This window comes from Streptomyces hazeniae, from assembly GCF_031845485.1.
Taxonomy (GTDB): Bacteria; Actinomycetota; Actinomycetes; order Streptomycetales; family Streptomycetaceae; genus Streptomyces; species Streptomyces hazeniae.
The window spans coordinates 52,976-71,592 of record NZ_JAVREQ010000004.1 but is presented as its reverse complement, the minus strand read 5'-3'; the positions used below and the strand labels follow the sequence as shown (position 1 = coordinate 71,592).

Here is an 18,617-nt window from a genome sequence, read left to right as displayed (position 1 = left end):
GGAACCGCGGACACGGTGGACACGGCGGGCGTAGGGGGCGCGCGGATGTCCGCCGGGCGCCGGGGGACGGTTCGCTGCGCTGTTCGAGCCGGGTACCCGCGTGGATGAATCCGTCGCGACACCGGTGGCGGCCGGGGCCGTCGCGGGCGGCGCCGGAAGACGATCGTCGTCCCGTCGACACCTACGGCACTGGAGCGCCCCATGAAACGTCGTCCCGCCCTCGTCGCCTTCGCCGTCGCGTCCGCGCTGCTCACTTCGGGCTGCGGTCAGGGCACGGTGGAGGACGGTTCCGGCCGTTCCACCCCCGGAGGTGAAGCCGCTCCGTCTGCCGGGAAGTCCTCGGCCCCGCCGTCCGCCGCACCCGCGGACGTCACGCCGAGAACCGTCGAGGCGCGGGAGCAGGGCGACGCCGGCGGCGCCGCGAAGCTCTCCTCCGTGAAGGTGACCCGGCTTCCGGCGTACGACCGCGTGCGGTTCACCTTCGACGGCGGCGTCTCCCAGGTCTTCGCCGAGTACATGGACGCACTGCGCGAGCCCGGCCGCGGCAGGACGATCGACCTGAAGGGCGAGCACAAGCTGGTGCTGGTCTTCGTCGGCGTCGCCCGGCAGGATCCCGCCGGGCGCGCGGACACCACCGACACCGTCCGCGAGGTGCGCGCGACCGGCGTCTTCGAGGGCGAGATGATCGTCGGTCTCGGCCTCGACTCCGAGGGCGAGGGTCCGGCGGGCTACCGGGTGGAGGTGAAGGGCGACTCCGTCACCGTCGAGGTCGCCCACCGCGCCTCGCCCTCCGGCTCTCCTTCCGGTTCTCCTTCCGCCTCGTCCTCCGCGGGCTGACGGGACTCCGGGGTCCGACTGCCGCCCGGCTGCTCGTCTCCGCGATCGCCCGGCCCCGTCTTCGGTTCCGGTTCCGTCTCCGCCTCCGTCTCCGCCTCCGCCTCCGCCTCCGCCTCCGCCTCCGCCTCCGCCTCCGGCTCCGTGCAGGGCTCCGGTTCCGTTTCCGGTTCCGGCCCGGTGACCGCGGGGGCGCGGGCCGCGGGATCGATCCAGGACACCGTGCGGTCGGCGAGGAAGTATTCGGCCGGCGCGGTACGGGTGGCCCCCGACGCCCCGCCGCGCCGGGCGAGCGGGTCGTGGACCAGACGAGCCGGGTCCGCACCCCACCGCGGGAGCAGGTCGCGGAGTTCGGCGGTGAACGGCGTGGGTCCGGCAAGGTACACGTGCCCGTCGGCCCAGTCGTCACGTCGCCGCAGCGCCTCGTGGAAGCGTCGCGTCAGGGTGCTCGCGCCCTCGGCGGCGCGCGCCGTCCACACCGTCACCTCCAGGTGCGGGTGCCGGGACGCGAGCGCGTCGATCGTGGCGCCGTCGTACAGGTCGTCCGGGGTGCGTGCGAGCACGTCCAGCCGTATCCGCCGCGGCGGGCCCGGGGTTCGGGCGCGCAGCAGGTCCTCCAGCACGGCCTTCACCGGCGCCCAGCCGGTACCGGCGGCGATCAGCGTGACCGGTGCGCCGTCGGCTCCGGGGGTCGTCGCCGTGCCGGACGCGGCGCCGAGGCGCAGCCGGTCGCCCGCGCGCACGTGGTCGCACAGCGTCGTGCTCAGCGAGCCGCCGCGCACCCGGGCGACGTGGAACTCCAGCAGCCCGTCGGCGCGCGGGGCGCGGGCGAGCGAGTACGGGCGCCACACCCGGGGCACCTGCGGGCACTCCAGCGTCGCGTACTGCCCGGCCCGGTACGGGTAGGGCTGGTCGGGACGGATCCGCAGGACGGCCGTACGGCCGTTGTGCAGGCCCTGTTCCACGACGGTGGCGTCCCACCACGCCGGTTCCCGCTCCCGGATGGACGCGGCCGCGCCGTGCAGCATCGTGCGGGCCGCCCGGCCGTACACCGCCCACCAGGCGGCCTCGGTCGCGTCGTCCCAGACCGAGGCGCAGCCCATGCGCATCGCGGCGATCAGGCTGTGGCCCACGGTGTCGTAGTCGGCGGTGCACACCCCGAACTTGCGGTGGTCCCGCCCCAGCGTTTCCAACTGCGTCTGCAGCGCAGGATCGTCGAGGTGCGTGACGATCTGCGCCAGTGCGGCGAACAGCCGGTCGTGCTGCTCGCGCATCTCGGCGGGGAACATGCCGCGCAGCCGCGGATCGGAGCCGAAGAGATGCGCGTAGAAGAACCGCACCACACGGTCCGCGCGGCGCTGCGCTATCTCGAAGCTCGCTCTGACTCTTTCGACGTCGTCGATCTTCCTCACCCCCGTGCGGACTCCACGCGTTTCTCCGGTCGTCTCGTGGCGCGCGCGCCGTGGCCGGAACCGATCGGTGCGTCGGCGCGACACGGGCAAGTCCTAGGTCGTTCGGCGCCGGAGCGCCGCCGGATTGCCGGTGCCGTCACAGTTCCTCCACCGGCGGGGGCCGGAATATCCACGGGCACGTGTGTTCGGTGACGGCGTGAAAGTGGCTTAACCTGCCCGGGTCATGAACTACTGCCCCGGATGCCTCCGCCGTCTCGACGCCGGTGCGCCCTGCCCCAACTGCGAGACGCCCGCCGCCGCCGCGCCCGCGGACCCCGATTCCGCCCCGGAGACCGGAACGCCTCGCGAAGAGGCCTACATCGCGAAGCCGTTCCACCAGGAGGCCCCGCCCAACGTGGACCCCGATCCGGCCCCGGCACCGGAGCGTGCCCCGGCCGGGACCGACGGCACAGCGGAGGCGCGCGACCGTACCGGACCGGAACCCGGCGACGGTCCCGACGGACAGCCGACGGCTCCGCTCGCCGCCGTGCCGCCGACCGGTACCGGGGCCGTGAGCGGCGACGCCGGCCCCAGCGACCCCGGCCGCCACCCCCGCCCCGGCGACGACTCCGGTGACGACTCCGGTGACGGCCGCGGCGGCGGTGACGCCGGTGACGGCGGCGCCCTGCCTCCCGACCCGGACCCGGACGACATGCCCCCGCCGCGCCGCAGGCGCCGGCCCGCCGTGGTCGTCGCCGCCCTGTGCGCCGTCGTGCTGGCGGGTGTCGCCGCCTTCTCGTTCGGCGGGGACGAGACGCCCGCCGGGCCCGAGGACGACCGCATCGCGCCGTCCGCGACGGCCGGGGACAGCACGCCCCCCTCGCCGGCCCCCTCGTCCTCCTCGGCCGAACCGTCCCCCTCCGTCTCCGCCGAGCCCAGTCGGACCGCGACGGAATCCCCCGAGCAGCCGCAACCGGAACAGACCGCCCCGGGCGGCGGCGACACCGGACCGGCCCCCACGAAACCGCCGGCCCCGGACACGCCCGCGCCGGAGCCCACGCCCACCAGCCCGGACCCCGAGCCGGAACCGTCCGACGACTGCGTGCTCATCATCTGCCTCTGAGGGCCCGGCTCACCGCACACCGGGTAAGCGCCCGTTCAGAGCCGCGTCCGTTCAGAGCCGCGTCCGTTCAGAGCACCGGGTGGTCAGAGCAGGGCGCGGCCCAGGAGCAGGATCCCGGAGAGGGAGACGACGGCGAGGAGCGGCGTCCGCAGGCCGTCGGTCCCGAAGCGCCGGCGCGTGGGCCGGCCGAGCGCGAAACCGGCGAGCACGCACGGGAAGAGCAGCAGGCCCGACTGCACCTGCGGCACGGTGAGTTCTCCGGCGCCCGCGAGCACCACCAGCGACAGCACGGTGCCGATGAAGAAGTACGCGCCCAGCGTCGCGCGGACGCGGGAGGCGGGTTCGTGCTGGTAGAGGAGCGCCATCGGCGGCCCACCGATGGTCGTCGCGGTGCCGGTGACGCCGGAGAGCGTCCCGGCCGTGACGAGGGTGCCGGGGCGGATCCCCACCCGGACGTCGCCCCACAACGAGGCCGCGACCGCGAGCAGCACCATGACCCCGACGGCCGCGCCCAGCACCGTCGGCTCCAGCACGGCCACCACCCACGCGCCGCCGACGCTGCCCACCACCCGTGCGGGGAGGGCCCAGCCCAGACCCCGCCAGTCGACGTGCCGCCAGTCCGTGGTGACGGTGAGCATCGCCATCGACGCGTTGGCCACCAGCAGCCCGCCCGGCATCAGCGAGGGCTCCACCACGATCAGCACGGGCGCGGCGACCATGCCCTGCCCGAGGCCGACGCAGCTCTGCACGAGCGCGCCCACCAGGACGGCGAGACCGGCGACGACGAAGAACTGCGGATCGGGCACGTCGCCCGAGCCTACGCCTCCGCTCGCCGCGCCCCCGCGCCGGTGCGGGACGTGCCGTCTGCACGGCCTGTGCCGGGATGCCGTACCGTCACCCGGACCAGGCCGGGTGAAACGGCGTACGGAACGGTGCGGGCGCAGCCCCGCACCACTGCGGCGAGGAGGCGGCGACGTGAGCGGCGGCACGGTGATGGTCGGGCAGGGCGGCGGCGAGGACCCGTTCGGGACCCTGCGCCTGCGACGCGGCGTCCTCGACGCGTGGTCCGCGTCCCCCGCCCGCTTCCGCGAGGACGCCAACGCGGAGCAGGACCTCGCGCTCGGCGGCTACCGCGACCGCCTCGTCGTGGAGCTGGCGCAGAACGCCGCCGACGCGGCGGGGCGGGCCGGCGTGCCCGGCCGCATCCGCTTCACCCTCCGCGGCGACGTGCTGGTCGCCGCGAACACCGGCGCCGCGCTCGACGCGGCCGCCGTGGAATCGCTGTCCACGCTGCGCGCCTCCGCCAAACGTGAGGACCACGGCTCGCCGACCGGCGCCGGCGAGCCCGTGGGCCGCTTCGGCGTCGGCTTCGCCGCCGTGCTCGCCGTGACCGACGCCCCGGCCGTGCTGAGCAGGGCCGGCGGCGTGCGCTGGTCGCTGACCGAGGCGCGCGACCTCACGCTCGCCGGGGCCGGGGAGCGCACCGACGGCCTCGCCGACGAGGTACGGCGCCGCGACGGCCACGTGCCGCTGCTGCGCCTGCCCCTCCCGGCCGAGGGCGGCGCCCCCGAGGGCTACGACACCGCGGTCGTGCTGCCGCTGCGGGACGCCGCTGCCGCGGCACTCGCCGAACGGCTGCTCGCCGCCGTGGACGACGCGCTGCTGCTGGCGCTGCCCGGACTGGCCGAGGTCGTCGTCGACACCCCGGACGGCGTCCGCACACTGACCCGGCGCACCGACGGCCCGTACGTCGTGGTGGACGACGCGGCGGAGCCGGCGGCGCGCACCGAGGGGCCGACGCCGCCCGCCGTCAGCCACCACACCCGCTGGCGGGTGTCCACCGCGGGCGGACGCGTGGACCCGGACCTGTTCGCGGACCGGCCCGTGGAGGAACGGCTGCGCCCCTGGTGGACGGTGACGTGGGCGATCCCGGTGGACGACGCCGGCGCACCCGTGCGTCCGCGCACCGAACCCGTGCTGCACGCGCCCACGCCCACGGACGAACCGCTGGGCGTGCCCGCCCTGCTGGTCGCGTCCTTCCCGCTGGAGCCCACCCGGCGGCACGTCGCGCCCGGCCCGCTCGCGGACTTCCTGCTGACCCGTGCGGCCGAGACCTACACGGGTCTCCTGGAGAACTGGGGCCCGGTCGGCACCGGCCTCGTCGACCTGGTGCCCGGCCCGCTCGGCAAGGGCGAACTCGACGGCGAGCTGCGCCGGATGCTCCTGGAACGGCTGCCCGACGTGGCCTTCCTCCCCAGCGCGGCCGCCCTCGCGCACCGCTCCGGCCGGGGCCCGGCCGACGGCTCCGACGAGGCGCCGCGCCCGCTCCGCCCGCGCGAGGCCGAGTTGATCGAGGGCGCCGGTGCGGAGACCGTGCGCGTCCTCGCGGAGCTGTACCCCGCGCTGCTCCCGGCCGGGCTGGAGCGGCGCAGCGAACTGCGCGCCCTGGAGGTCGGCCGCGTGCCGCTCGGCGAGGCCGTCGACCGCCTCGCGGGTGTCGAACGCGATCCGGCCTGGTGGCGGCGCCTGTACGACGCGCTCGCCGGCGTCGATCCGGACCGGCTCAGCGGGCTGCCCGTGCCGCTCGCCGACGGCCGTACGGTCATCGGCCCACGGCAGGTGCTCATGCCCTCGGCGGACGGCACCGGCCCGGCCGGCGCCCCCGGCGATCCCGGGGAGCGGCACCGCGCGCTGGCCCGGCTGGGGCTGCGGGTCGCCCACCCCGATGCCGTGCACCCGCTGCTGGAGAAGCTCGGTGCCACCCCCGCCACGCCGCGCGCGGTGCTCACCACACCGCAGGTGCGGGAGGCCGTCGCCGGGTCGTTGGACGCGGGCGAGATCTGGGACGAGGACGCGGACACCCCGGACGCCGACGCACTCGCCGAAACCGTCCTGGCACTGGTGCGCGACGCGGGACTGGCCCCGGGCGACGAGCCGTGGCTGGGCGCCCTCGCCCTCCCCGACGAGGACGGCGAACTCGCGCCCGCAGGCGAACTCGTCCTGCCCGGCAGTGCGTTCGCCCGCGTCATCCGCGACGGCGAACTCCCCGCCTGCGACGCCGCGCTCGCCGAACGCTGGGGCGCACAGCCCCTCACCGCCGTCGGCGTGCTCGCCGACTTCGCCCTCGTCCGCGCCGGGGACGTCGTCCTGGACCCGGACGAGGTCGTCGAACCGGAGATCGCCCACGCCGGCGGCGAGTACGCCGCGCCCGACGACACCGGTCTCCTCGACGCGGTCGACGTGTGGTGCGAGGACGTGCTCGACCGTCTCCCCGAGACCCCCGTCCCGCCCGTCGCCGCCGAACTGGTCGCCGTCCGCGACCTGGACCTCGTCGACGACGACCACTGGCCGGAGGCCCTCGCCATGCTGGCCCGGCCGCCGCTGCGGGAGGCGCTGACCACGCCCGTCCGGGTGCTGCTGCCGGACGGCACCCGGGAGACCGTGCGGCCGTACACCGCGTGGTGGCTGCGCGGGCACCCGGTGCTGGACGGGCGCCGGCCCGCCGGGCTGCGCGCCGCCGGCGGCGACGGGCTCCTCGCCGGGCTCTACGAGGAGGCCGACGCCTCCGCGCTGGTCGCGCCGGACGGCGACGGCGCGCCCGACGAGCAGGTGCTGCGCGCCCTGGGCGTGCGCACCTCCGCCGTGGCCCTGCTGGACGAGCCGGGCGGCGCGGCGGAACTCCTCGCGCGGCTCGCCGACCCCGGACTGCCCGTCTCCGCCGAGCAGTTGCACGGCCTCTACGGCCTGCTCGCCGGCCTGGACCCGGACGAGGTCACGCTGCCCGAGGAGCTCCGCGCGGTCGTGGGCGGGACGGTGCGCGTGGTCGCGGCGGCGGAGGCGGTCGTGGTGGAGGCCCCCGACCTGGTGCCGCTGCTCGGCGACCGCCCGATGCTCCCCGTCCGCCCCGCGCGGGCGGCCGACCTGGCGTCGGTGCTGGACGTGCGGCGGCTGGGCGACGTGGTCCCCGGCACGGCCGGCGGCGACCCCGGCACCCGCCGCGACGTGCCGGAGGCCGTGCGGCACCTGCTGCCGACGGCGCCGACGGAGTACCTGGAGCACGACGAACTGCTGGTCGACGGCGTCGAGGTGGACTGGCGGCTGGCACCGGACGGCACCCTGCACGCCGCCACCCTGGAGGGCGTCGCCGCGGGGCTGGCGTGGGCCGCGGGCGCCTGGGCCCGCCGCTTCGACCTCGCGGCCCTCCTGGAGGACCCCTCCCGCGCCGGCGAACTGGCCCGCGCCCGCTGGTTCGAGTGACCGCCGCAGTCCGCGCGCGGCGCCGGAGTCAGCCCCGCATGGTCGGGGGGACGGCGGCCAGCAGGGCGTGGGCGAAGGCCGTGACGCCCGGATGGCCCTCGGCGCCGCGGCGGAAGGCGACCTCGGTGCAGCGGTAGGCGCCCAGTTCCGCCAGCACCGCCCCGTCCGGCAGCCCGTCCGCCACGCCGAGTTCGGGCACGAACGCCACGCCCATGCCCACCGCGACCAGCGCCAGCACCGCGCCGAAGTCGTCCACGTGGTGCACCGTGCGCGGCTCGAACCCCTCGGCCGCGCAGTGCTCCAGCGCCGCGTCGTGGCACAGCGTGCCGCGCGTGGCGGTGATCCACGGCGCCTCGCGCCAGCCGCGCACCGCGTGCCGGCCGCCGGGCGGCGGCTTCCACCGCGCGGGGGAGGCCAGGTACATCCGCTCCGTGCACAGCGGCACCGTGCTCAGCCCCGGTGGGGGCGGCGGCGGTTCCGCCTCGTAGTGCTGGAGGAGCGCCACGTCCAGCGCGCCGGACCGCAGGTCGTCCGCGACGTGTGCCGGGTCGACCTCGCTGACCAGCGGCTCCAGCCGGGGCAGGGTGTCGGCCAGGCGCGCCAGCGCCTCCGGCAGCAGCAGCCGGGCGGCGGAGGTGAAGGTGCCGATGCGCAGCGGACCGGACGGCTCGCGGCGGATGCCCGCCAGCTCCGAGGTGGCCTGTTCCAGCCGCTCCAGTACGGCGTCCGCGTGGACGACCAGCGCGTGGCCCGCCTCGGTCAGCGCGACGCGCCGCCCGGTACGCTCCAGCAGCGGCACGCCCGCCTCGCGTTCGAGCACGGAGAGCTGCTGCGAGACGGCCGACGGCGTGTACGCCATCGCCTCCGCGACCGCGGCGATCGTGCCCCGGTGGGAGAGTTCCCGCAGCAGGCGGAGCCGCCGTACGTCGAGCATCAGCTCAGCTTACGGTCCACCGCAGAAGTTCGAGATGGACGCCCCGGCAGTGGGCGGGGGAGGCTCGGTGGCATGGATGCCACCGCCGCCCTCGCCGCGCCCGCCGCCTCCGGGCCCGCCCTCTCGGGCCTCCACGTGCCGCTGGTCACCCCCTTCACCGCGCAGGGCGACCTGGCGGCCGACGCGCTGGAGGGGCTGGCGCACCAGGTGCTCGACGACGGCGCCGACGGGCTGGTGGCCCTGGGCACCACGGGCGAGCCGGGCGCGCTGGAGGACGAGGAGCGCCGGGCGGTGGTGGACGTCTGCGTGCAGGTGTGCCGGGAGCGCGGCGCGAGCCTCGTCGTCGGCGCCGGTTCCTCCTCGACCCGGGCGAGCGTCCGCGAGCTGGCCGCACTCGGCGGCCGGCCGGAGATCGCCGCCGCCCTGGTGACCGTGCCGTCGTTCGTACGGCCCTCCGAGGCGGGCGTGCTGGCGCACTTCGGCGCACTCGCCGCGCACAGTCCGGTCCCGCTGGTCGTCTACAACATCCCGTACCGCACCGGGCAGCGGATCGGCGCGGACACGCTCCGGGAACTTGCGGCGCTGCCGAACATCGCCGGGGTCAAGCACGCCGTCGGCGGCATCGACGCCGACACCGTGAACCTGCTCGCCGACCCGCCGCCCGCGTCCCACGGCTTCGCCGTGCTGGGCGGCGACGACGCGTACCTGCCGCCGCTGCTCGCACTCGGCGGACAGGGCGGCATCCTCGCCTCCGCGCACCTGTGCACCGCGCGGTGGGCGGAGCTGGTCGCGGCGTGGCGGGACGGCGACGTGGCGCGGGCGCGGGAACTCGGGCGCGGGGCGGTGCGGCTGGCGTCGGCGGTGTTCACGGAGCCGAACCCGACGGTGGTGAAGGGCGTGCTGCATGCGCAGGGCCGCATTCCCAGCCCGGACGTGCGGCTGCCGCTGCTGTCGGCGTCGGCCGCGGCGGTGGACGCCGCGCTGTACCGGGCCACCGAGTGGGCGGAGGCGTCGCCACCGGCGGCCCTGGCCGCCGTCTGACCGACCGCTTCCTGCCTGCCGCCCGCCTATTCGGCCGGGGCGCGCCGGCCGCTTCCCCCCGCCGGGTCCGGTGCCGACGGCGACGCGTCACCCGCGGACGGGCCGGCCGTACGCCCGGCGTCACGGGCGGCGGCCGCTTCGCGGCGCAGCGCCGCCTCGCGGAGGCGGACGTACAGCAGGCCGACGAGGCCGAGCCCGGCACCCGCGGCGCAGGTCCAGATCCACCACGTGTGGCCGTGGTCGGAGAACCAGCCGTAGAACGGGAGCTGGCCGACGAAGAGCAGGAACCAGACGAGCGTGCCGGTGACCACGGTGCCGACGACGGGCCCCTCGAGCGGCTCGGGGGCTTCGCGTTCGCCGTCCGTCCACTTGCTGATCAGACCCATGCGCTCCGGCTCCTCCGCTCGCCCGTCGCACCCAGCTTAGGGCGTGCGGCGCCGGGCACGGGTGCTGGCCCGGTCGGGCGTTCGGCCCGGCTCCGGCCGCGCGCCGCGGCCCCCGCCTGCGCGCGCTGCCCCGCCTGGTCTACGCGCGGAGATGGCGTCCGCGCGCATCATCTGTTCATACTGCAACCATCTGTGCCTGGCTGGTTTTCCTCGTCGGAAGCTCCAAGCCGGCACTTCGCACCGCCACCCTTCGCGCCCGTCGCGCGCCCGCACCACCGAGGTCACGCATGTCCCCCACGGCCGGCAAGACGCTCACCCATGCGCCACAGCCCGACGCTCCGGACGGGCCCTCCGGGCGCTCCGCCGCCCTCGACCGCTTCTTCCGGGTGTCCGAGCGCGGCTCCAGCTTCGGCCGGGAGGTGCGCGGCGGGCTCGCCACCTTCTTCGCGATGGCCTACATCGTCATCCTCAACCCCATCATCCTCGGGGCCGGAACGGACAAGTTCGGCCACTCGCTCGACAACGCGGAACTGGTGACGGCCACCGCGCTGATGGCCGGGCTGACCACGCTGCTGATGGGCCTGATCGGCAACGTGCCCATCGCGCTCGCCGCCGGGCTCGGCATCAACGCCGTCGTCTCGCTCCAGCTCGCGCCGAAGATGAGCTGGCCGGACGCCATGGGCATGGTGGTCCTCGCCGGTCTGGTGCTGATGGTCCTCGTGGCCTCCGGTCTGCGGCAGCGCGTCATGGACGCCATCCCGAACGGGCTGCGCCGGTCGATCGCCATCGGCATCGGCCTCTTCATCACCCTGATCGGCCTGGTCGACTCCGGCTTCGTCACCCGCAATCCCGACTCCGCCCACACCACCGTCCCGCTCGGCCTCGGCGAGGGCGGCCGGCTGGAGGGCTGGCCGGTGCTGGTCTTCGTGCTGGGCCTCGCGCTGATGTGCGTGCTGGTGGTCCGGAAGGTGCGCGGCGCCATCCTCATCGGTATCGCGGTGGCGACGGTGGTCGCCGTCGTGATCAACGCGCTGGCCGTGATCCCCGACGCCGCGTGGGGGCTGGCGGTGCCGAACGTCCCGGACGACGTGATCGGCTCGCCCGACTTCGGCCTGATCGGCGACATCAGCCTGTTCGGCGGGTTCGAGGAGGTCGGCGTCCTCACCGGATCCCTCTTCGTCTTCACCGTGCTGCTGTCCGGCTTCTTCGACGCGATGGGCACGGTGATCGGCGTCGGCGAGGAGTCCGGGCTGACCGACCGGAACGGTCAGCTGCCCGGCATGGGCCGCATCCTCATGGTGGACGGCGCCGCCGTGGCGGGCGGCGGCTTCGGCTCCTGCTCGGCGAACACCTGCTTCGTCGAGTCCACCGCAGGCGTCGGCGAGGGCGCGCGCACCGGCCTCGCCAATCTGGTCACCGGCGGCCTCTTCCTGCTCACGCTGGTCCTGACGCCGCTGGCCACCGTGGTGCCGTCGCAGGCGGCGACGCCCGCGCTGGTCGTCGTCGGCTTCCTGATCATGGCCTCGAACGTGCGGGAGATCGACTGGGCGGACCCCACCGTCGGCATCCCGGCGTTCCTCACCCTGGTCTCGATGCCGTTCACCTACAGCATCACCAACGGCATCGGCATCGGCGTGCTCGCCTTCATCCTGCTGCGCGCCGCCACCGGACGCCTCCGCTCGGTGCCCTGGCTGCTGACCGTCGTCGGCCTGTGCTTCCTGGTGTACTTCCTGCTGGGCCCGATCGAGCAGCTGCTCGGCGTCTGAGCGGGCGGCGCTCCCCGCGTCAGGTGCGGCCGTAGAAACGTTCCGTCTCCTCGACGGCCGCCTGGAAGCGCTGATCGAAGTCCTCGCGGACCAGCGTGCGTATCACGTAGTCCTGCACGCTCATGCCCCGCCGGGCGGCGTGATCGTGAAGCCGTGCGCACAGCTCGCTGTCCATGCGCAGACTGAGCACCGTGGAATTCATGCCTCCCACGGTCCGCGACCCGGCCCGCGGCGCGTGCCGTTTTCCCGCGCGAGCTCACCCGTACGTGTGACCAGGCCCTCGTCAAACCCACTCGAAAGAAGGTGGTCGTTAGCGCGGGTAATGAGTTATGCTAATGACATGCCGGAACCGTCCTCTGGTGGCACGCTCGCAGCGGTGCCCGACACCGACCTCACCGCGGAGAACGCCGCGGCGGTCAACGCGCTCCGCTCCGCCGTGATGCGCCTCTCCCGGCGCCTGCGGCACCAGCGGGTCGACGAGTCGCTGAGCCCGACCGAGATGTCGGTGCTCGGCACCCTCGCCCGCTGCGGCTCGGCCACGCCCAGCGAGCTGGCGCGCAAGGAGCACGTCCAGCCGCCGTCGATGACCCGCATCGTCGGGATGCTCGAAGGCAAGGGGCTCGTCCGCCTGGAACCGCACCCGGAGGACCGCCGCCAGAAGGTGGTCACCCAGACGGAGCAGGCCGAGTCGATGCTCGCGGCGAGCCGCACCAAGCGGAACGCCTGGCTGGCGGAGCTGGCCGGCGGGCTCGACGAGGACGAATGGGCGAAGCTGCGCGAGGCCGCGCCCGTCCTGGAGAAACTCGCGCACCTGTAACGACGACCGCACCTTTTACAGAGGACGACGCTCCGAGGACGACGACCGCACCTCTGCCGGAGGAGAACACCACGAGGAGGCCACCCTTGAGTTCGGGCCACGGAGCAGACTCCGCACCCGCGCCGCACGACACGACCGCCGACACGCCCGCCGGCACCACCCGGCCCGCCCCCGCACCCACGGACGCCACCGGCGAAGCGCCGTCGAAGACCTCGATGTTCAGCTCCCTCCGGGTGCGGAACTACCGCCTCTTCTTCCTCGGCCAGGCCGTCTCCAACACCGGCACCTGGATGCAGCGGATCGCCCAGGACTGGCTCGTGCTCAGCCTCACCGGCTCCGCCACCGCCGTCGGCATCACCACCGCCCTCCAGTTCCTGCCGATGCTGCTCTTCGGCCTCTACGGCGGCGTCATCGCCGACCGCTGCAACAAGCGACGGCTGCTGCTGCTCACCCAGTCCACGATGGGCGTCACCGGCCTGGTGCTCGCCGCGCTCACGCTCAGCGGACACGTGCACGTCCTGCACGTCTACGCCCTCGCCTTCGCCCTCGGCCTCGCCACCGTCGTCGACAACCCGACCCGGCAGACCTACGTCTCCGAGATGGTGGGCCCGCGCATGTTGCGCAACGCCGTCTCGCTGAACTCCGCGAACTTCCAGAGCGCCCGGCTGGTCGGCCCCGCCGTCGCCGGCGTGATGATCACCGCCGTGGGCAGCGGCTGGGCGTTCCTCGCCAACGGGCTGTCCTTCCTCGCGCCCATCGCGGGCCTGCTGATGATCCGGACGGGCGAGCTGCACGCCACCGAACGCGCCCCGCGCAGCAAGGGCCAGCTGCGCGAGGGTCTCGCCTACGTCCGCGGCCGCCCCGACCTGCTGTGGCCGATCGTGCTGGTCGGCTTCATCGGCACCTTCGGCTTCAACTTCCCCATCTGGCTGACCGCGTTCACCGACCGCGTCTTCGAGGAGGGCGCCGGGACGTACGGCCTGCTCAACACGCTGATCGCGATCGGCTCGCTGGCGGGCGCGCTGCTCGCGGCCCGGCGGGCGGTCAGCCGCATGCGGCTGATGCTGGGCGCCGCGCTGCTCTTCGGCGTGCTGGAGATGACCGCGGCCCTCATCCCGTCCTTCTGGCTGTTCGCCGCGGTCATGCTGCCCATCGGCGTGATGGGCATGACGTTCAACGTCACCGCCAACTCCAGCGTGCAGCTCGCCTCCGACCCGACGATGCGCGGCCGGGTGATGAGCCTGTACATGATGGTCTTCGTCGGCGGCACCCCGATCGGCGGGCCCGTCATGGGCTGGATCACCGACACCTACGGCGCGCGGGCCGGCTTCCTGGCCGGCGGCCTGGTCTCGGCGCTCGTCGCGGTGGGCGTGGCCCTGGCGCTGGCGCGCGCCAGCGGCCTGCGGCTGGCCTTCCGGCCGGGGAACGGCCGTCGCGTGCTGACGTTCGTGCCGCGCGACGCGAAGACCGAAGAGACCGAAGAGACCGAAGAGGCCGAAGAAGAGGCCGGAGCGAAGAGCCGTCCGGCCGCACCTGTCGCCTCGGCGGTCGGATGACGGGCCCCGCGACTCGGTGCCGTCCGCCGTGCAGGGCCCGGGCGCGGGACTCAGTCGATGCCGCGCCAGATGTGCGGCTCGTCCGCGCCGTCGTCCGGGTCTCCGGCGAGGAGTAGCGCCGGACGGCCGTCACCCTGGGAGGGCGCCGTCCGCCGCTCCGGGGCCGGGAGCGGCCCCGGAGCGGTGAGCGGCTCGCGTGCCGTCGGGGGACGAAGTGGCGTCGGGGTCTCGGGGCCGTGGAGCGCCGCGGGGCCACCGGGCGCCTGCGGGCGGCCGGGGAGTGCGGCGGGGCTGTCCGCCGGTACGGTGCGCGCCGGCGCCACCAGCACGGCGGTCCGGCCGCGTTCCGTTCGACGGTTCGGTTCCCTCTGCTCGATCATTCTGCTGCCTCCCTCTGCGGCGCTCGTCGCCGCCGCACCCTGTGCCGGGCCGTGCTCGCGGGGTGCCGCCGCGCCGCAGGCGCAGGGGGAGGGCGGCACGCCCCGAGGTCCGTCGGCGGGGCCCGGGCCGACGGCCCGGGCCCCGCCGACGCGTCACGCCTGCTGCTTCTCGCGCCCGCGGAAGGCGAACAGGCCGATCACCATGTTGGCGGCGACCCAGAGCAGCAGGACCAGGAAGCCCTGCTGCAGCGCTTCGTTGAACGCCTCCGCCGTGGGCACCCCGCGGGCGGTGAGCTCCGCCAGTTCGGAACCCACGACGGTGGCGGTGACCGCGAGGGCCAGCGCTCCGCCGATCTCCGTGGAGGCGTTGAGGACGGCGGAGGTGGTCCCCGCGTCCTCCTCCGAGGCGTCCTGCGTGCCGACGACCGGGGCGGTCATCATGCAGAGCACCAGGCCGACGCCGAGCAGCGCCGTCACGGGGAAGAGCAGCGACCAGTAGCTCCCCTCCGTGCCGGAGCGAAGCATCAGCGTGACCTCGGCGCCGACCAGCAGGGTGCCCAGGACGTAGGGGACGCGCGGGCCGAAGCGTTCGATGAGCGTCGGCACGGCTCCGGAGACCAGGAGCATCGCCACGCAGGTGGGGATGTAGGCGAGGCCGACCTCCAGCGGGGTGTAGCCGCGCACCAGCTGCATGTACTGCGGCAGCATGAAGAAGGCCGGGAGCGCGAGACCGGAGGAGATGAGCTGGGCGGCCGTGCCGGAGACCACCGACCGCCGGCGCAGCAGGCGGAGCGGCAGGAGAGGGCCGGCGGCGGTGCGTTCGACCCGGGCGAAGACCGTGAGGAGCACCGCGGCGGAGGCGAAGGCCATGAGCGCGGTGGGGTCGCCCCACCCGTCGTGGCCGGCGGTCACGATGCCGAAGACGAGGGCCAGCAGGCCGACGGTGCCGGTGATGGCGCCGGCCACGTCGGCGGGCGGGCGCGGACCGGTGGGGGCCAGGCGCGGAATCCAGGCGAACGCGGCGGCCACCAGGAGCACGCCGATCGGCACGTTGATGTAGAAGGCCCAGCGCCAGTCGATGTTGGTGATGGCGCCGCCCAGGATGGTGCCGAGGCTCGCGCCGAGACCCATCACCATGCCCCAGACGCCGAGGGCCTTGGCACGGGCCTTGGGCTCCGGGTTCGTGGTGACCAGGATGGAGAGCGCGGCCGGGGACATCGCGGCCGCTCCCACGCCCTGGAGCGCGCGGCCGATCAGCAGGGGTGTGACGCTGTCCGCGGTCGCGGCGAAGAGCGAGCCCGCCGTGAACAGCGCGATGCCGACGACGAGGACGATGCGGCGGGAGAAGACGTCGGTGAGGCGTCCGCCGAGCAGCATCAGGCCGCCGAACAGCAGCACGTAGATGTTCATGACCCACTGCAGGCCGGACGTCGTCAGGCCGAGGTCGCTGCGGAGCTGCGGCATCATCACGTTGGCGATGGTGGCGTCGAGCACGCAGATGAGCTGGGCGGAGGAGACGAGGAACAGGATCAGTCCGCGGCGCTTCACCCCACCCGCGGGTGCCTCGGCGCCGACCGGCGCGGGGGGCACGGTGCCGGTCAGGGGCGCTCCGGTGTCCGCGGGTTCCGGCCCGGCCGGCTTGGTGATGTCGATACTCATGGGGAAGGGCTCTCCTTCTCTCTGCCTGTGAGGGGCGTGTTCGTACCGGGTGGGGCCGGGGTGGCCCCGCGGCCTACGCGGCGGTGATCCGCGCGTAGATGGAGTCGAGGTTGCGGTCGGCGAGCAGGCGGCCCACGGGGACGCTGTGGCCGGTCTCCCGTTCGACCGCGGCGACCAGCCGCAGCATGTGCAGGGAGTTCCAGCTGACGATCTGGTCGAAGTCGGTGCCGGTCTCGTCGTCGGCGACGGGCAGGTCGAGTTCGTCGCGGACCAGGTGCAGGAACTCGTCTCGGGTCATGCGGGGAGTCCTTCCAGTGGGGAGTCGAGACGGACGTGGGCGGGGACGGCGGGCAGCTCCCGCAGGTCGTGCCGGAAGTGCAGTTCGTCGCCCGCCGTGCGGGCGGGCAGGAAGCCGGTGGAGGGCCAGAAGTCGCGGACCCTGCCGTTCCTGACGGTCGGTCGGTAGCTCGCGTGCACGGCGGGCAGGCCGAGGGCACGTGCGTGGGCGAGCACGGCGGCCGCCGCCGTCTGCTCGATGCCGCGGCCGAAGACCCGGCAGGAGAGGAGCATGTCGAGAACGTGCAGTCCGTCCTCGTCGCGACGGGTCAGCAGCGCGCCGACGAGGCCCGACTCGCCGAAACGGTCGCCCGAGCGGACGGTCAGCACCAGGTGTTCGTCGTCGTCCGCCATGGCAGCCACCTCGGTGGCTGATCGGCGTCGGGCGGTGAGGTTGAACTGATTGGTCCGCAGGCTGAGTTGGGCGATGCGCAGAGCGTCGCGTGCGGTCGCCGGCTCCAGGCGCACCCACACGCCGAGCCCTTCCAGGTACGCGTTCTCGTCGACGGTGTGCGTCTGGAACGCCGCCCGTTCCGCCTCCGCGCGGTACAGCTCGCCGCGGGCCCGGTCCTCGGCGGTGAGGCTGGGGGTGTCGAACCAGCCGTCGGCCAGGAGCCTCTCGGCATGCAGGGCCGGCTCGTCGTCCAGCCGGACCACGGCGACCTCGGGCAGTCCGTCGGCGACGGCACCGCACTCGGAGGGGGAGTCGTCGGCGAAGACGAAGCCGTCGGTGCCCAGCCCGAGCCCGGCCGCCATCTCCCGGAGGTTCGCCTCCTTGGGCAGCCAGTTGGCGTGGATGCGGGTGAAGTCGCGCTCCCGCAGCAGCATGTCGGGGTGCTCGCGCAGCACCTCGATCAGCGGGTCGTGGTCGTTCTTGCTGCTCACCGCGAGGAGGACGCCCTGTGAGCCGAGTTGCCGCAGCAGGCGCTGGAAGCCGGCGAACGCCTCGCCGCGGAAGGTGGTGGCCATGGTGACGCCGTCCGGGCCGTCGTCGCCGAGTACGCCGTCCCACAGCGTGTTGTCCGCGTCGACGACCAGCACCTTCTTCGTCCGGCCGCGCCGCATGCGGGCGAGATGGGCGACCTCCCGGGCGTAGCGGGCGAGCACGTCGTCGCCCAGGTGCTGCCGCGCATAGGCGGACATGCGCGGGTCGTTGAGCGGGCCGCCCTCGGCGACCAGCGGCTCCAGGTCGACGACGTGCGTTCCCGGTTCGTCCAGGGCCAGTCGCAGCAGTCCGGCGTTGAACTCGCGCCAGACGATGCCCGCCTCGGCGCGGGACCGCAGGTCGACCAGCGCGTGCGTGACGGCGCGCGGCAACGGCACCGTGTTGAGTACCAGCGCGGCCTGCGACCGGCGGGTGAACTCGGAGACGTGACGACGCAGTTCGGTCAGCTTGTGCGCGGTCGCGGCGGCCAGGTCCGCGACCTGCCAGGGGCTCGGCAGCTCGTCCAGCACGGTGTGCGGGTCGAGGAGGCACAGGGCCAGATCGACGTCCGGTGCGTGCAGGTGACCGGACGGGTCGCGCAGGTCCCGGAGGTAGGAGTCGAACTCTCCGGGGCGGACCTCCACCAGCATGTGGTGGCGCGCGAACTCCGCGAACAGCGGCGCCGTCACGCCTTCCACGGTGGAGTGACCGGTGAGCGCCACGACCGCCGTCGTCGTCCCGGGGGCGGCGGCGAGTACCGCGTCGCGGTCGAGCTGTGCGAGGAGCCGGCCGGCGCGTCGGAGGGCGGATGCGTCGCCGGCGGCGGCGAGCCGCGCCACCAGGGGCGCCACGTCCTGGTAGCGCTCGGCGAGGAGCCCGTCGGCGCGCAGCCGCCGCAGGACGTCGAGTGGCGCCTCACCGGGGCCGGTCACCGTCCCCGGACGGGCAGTCCGCCCCGGTCCCGTCGCCTCTGCCCGGCCGGCCCGTTCCCGTCCGGCGTCCGATTCCCGTACGGACGTCGCCGCGACGGGCGGCTGCCCGGATTCCGTCGTGCGGTGCTGCTGGTGCCGTGCCGCAGCTCCGGAAGCTGTACGCAAGGAGCCTCCCTCCGTCGTGTGGTCCCTGAGGCGACGCGTCGCGGGGTGCCGGTGGCGCCGCCGTCGGCCGGTGTTCTGCGGGACAGAGCGTGCCGTCGGCCGCTTGAGCGCCGCT

Annotated in this window: 16 protein-coding genes; 7 read left to right on the top strand and 9 right to left on the bottom strand. The window is 74.8% G+C overall.

Annotation, left to right across the window (positions count from 1 at the left end; all coding sequences use genetic code 11):
* The first annotated feature begins 201 nt into the window (after positions 1-201).
* The gene (locus tag RM572_RS06695; protein WP_311672358.1) at positions 202-837 is read left to right on the top strand and encodes an AMIN-like domain-containing (lipo)protein; all 636 of its coding nucleotides are present in this window, start codon (positions 202-204) and stop codon (positions 835-837) included.
* On the opposite strand, the gene RM572_RS06690 is transcribed toward RM572_RS06695, so the two are convergent.
* Positions 729-2,246, bottom strand: coding sequence for a globin domain-containing protein (locus RM572_RS06690; RefSeq protein WP_311672357.1), 1,518 nt, complete (start codon positions 2,244-2,246; stop codon positions 729-731). The genes RM572_RS06695 and RM572_RS06690 overlap by 109 nt on opposite strands.
* Positions 2,247-2,469: 223 nt before the next feature.
* Between RM572_RS06690 and RM572_RS06685 the strand changes: the two genes are divergently transcribed.
* Positions 2,470-3,348: a hypothetical protein gene (locus RM572_RS06685; protein ID WP_311672356.1), complete on the top strand. Its 879-nt coding sequence runs from the start codon at positions 2,470-2,472 to the stop codon at positions 3,346-3,348.
* An 83-nt stretch (positions 3,349-3,431) separates the two neighbouring features.
* On the opposite strand, the gene RM572_RS06680 is transcribed toward RM572_RS06685, so the two are convergent.
* Positions 3,432-4,154 carry a sulfite exporter TauE/SafE family protein gene (locus tag RM572_RS06680; protein WP_311672355.1) on the bottom strand — a complete coding sequence of 241 codons (723 nt, stop codon included), beginning with the start codon at positions 4,152-4,154 and terminating at the stop codon, positions 3,432-3,434.
* A 187-nt stretch (positions 4,155-4,341) separates the two neighbouring features.
* Between RM572_RS06680 and RM572_RS06675 the strand changes: the two genes are divergently transcribed.
* Positions 4,342-7,605 (top strand): sacsin N-terminal ATP-binding-like domain-containing protein, encoded by a 3,264-nt coding sequence (locus tag RM572_RS06675; RefSeq protein WP_311672505.1) that lies wholly within the window; start codon positions 4,342-4,344, stop codon positions 7,603-7,605.
* A gap of 28 nt (positions 7,606-7,633) precedes the next feature.
* Here RM572_RS06675 and RM572_RS06670 read toward each other — a convergent pair whose 3' ends face one another.
* A complete protein-coding gene (locus tag RM572_RS06670) occupies positions 7,634-8,539 on the bottom strand; it encodes a LysR family transcriptional regulator (protein WP_136183601.1) in 906 nt (301 codons plus the stop codon).
* 72 nt (positions 8,540-8,611) lie between these two features.
* Between RM572_RS06670 and RM572_RS06665 the strand changes: the two genes are divergently transcribed.
* Positions 8,612-9,580 carry a dihydrodipicolinate synthase family protein gene (locus RM572_RS06665; protein WP_311672354.1) on the top strand — a complete coding sequence of 323 codons (969 nt, stop codon included), beginning with the start codon at positions 8,612-8,614 and terminating at the stop codon, positions 9,578-9,580.
* Positions 9,581-9,606: 26 nt separating this feature from the next.
* Here the strand turns inward: RM572_RS06665 and RM572_RS06660 are convergent, their stop codons facing one another.
* Positions 9,607-9,966, bottom strand: a complete 360-nt coding sequence (locus RM572_RS06660; RefSeq protein ID WP_311672353.1) for a DUF2530 domain-containing protein — start codon at positions 9,964-9,966, stop codon at positions 9,607-9,609.
* Between the two features lie 287 nt (positions 9,967-10,253).
* Here RM572_RS06660 and RM572_RS06655 point away from each other — a divergent pair, with 287 nt between their 5' ends.
* Positions 10,254-11,732: an NCS2 family permease gene (locus RM572_RS06655; protein WP_311672352.1), complete on the top strand. Its 1,479-nt coding sequence runs from the start codon at positions 10,254-10,256 to the stop codon at positions 11,730-11,732.
* Between the two features lie 19 nt (positions 11,733-11,751).
* On the opposite strand, the gene RM572_RS06650 is transcribed toward RM572_RS06655, so the two are convergent.
* Complete coding sequence (locus tag RM572_RS06650; protein WP_136183605.1) at positions 11,752-11,934, bottom strand: ribbon-helix-helix protein, CopG family; 183 nt, start codon at positions 11,932-11,934, stop codon at positions 11,752-11,754.
* A 138-nt stretch (positions 11,935-12,072) separates the two neighbouring features.
* Here RM572_RS06650 and RM572_RS06645 point away from each other — a divergent pair, with 138 nt between their 5' ends.
* Positions 12,073-12,549: a MarR family winged helix-turn-helix transcriptional regulator gene (locus RM572_RS06645; RefSeq protein ID WP_311672351.1), complete on the top strand. Its 477-nt coding sequence runs from the start codon at positions 12,073-12,075 to the stop codon at positions 12,547-12,549.
* A gap of 86 nt (positions 12,550-12,635) precedes the next feature.
* Positions 12,636-14,105 carry an MFS transporter gene (locus tag RM572_RS06640; RefSeq protein ID WP_311672350.1) on the top strand — a complete coding sequence of 490 codons (1,470 nt, stop codon included), beginning with the start codon at positions 12,636-12,638 and terminating at the stop codon, positions 14,103-14,105.
* Between the two features lie 50 nt (positions 14,106-14,155).
* On the opposite strand, the gene RM572_RS06635 is transcribed toward RM572_RS06640, so the two are convergent.
* The 4 genes from RM572_RS06635 to RM572_RS06620 form a co-directional block, all read right to left on the bottom strand.
* The gene (locus RM572_RS06635) at positions 14,156-14,485 is read right to left on the bottom strand and encodes a hypothetical protein (RefSeq protein WP_311672349.1); all 330 of its coding nucleotides are present in this window, start codon (positions 14,483-14,485) and stop codon (positions 14,156-14,158) included.
* A 153-nt stretch (positions 14,486-14,638) separates the two neighbouring features.
* Complete coding sequence (locus tag RM572_RS06630; RefSeq protein ID WP_311672348.1) at positions 14,639-16,144, bottom strand: MFS transporter; 1,506 nt, start codon at positions 16,142-16,144, stop codon at positions 14,639-14,641.
* Between the two features lie 73 nt (positions 16,145-16,217).
* A complete protein-coding gene (locus RM572_RS06625) occupies positions 16,218-16,442 on the bottom strand; it encodes a phosphopantetheine-binding protein (protein WP_311672347.1) in 225 nt (74 codons plus the stop codon).
* Positions 16,439-18,337: an HAD-IIIC family phosphatase gene (locus tag RM572_RS06620; protein WP_311672346.1), complete on the bottom strand. Its 1,899-nt coding sequence runs from the start codon at positions 18,335-18,337 to the stop codon at positions 16,439-16,441. Before RM572_RS06620 ends, RM572_RS06625 begins: the two co-directional genes overlap by 4 nt.
* Positions 18,338-18,617: the final 280 nt, after the last annotated feature.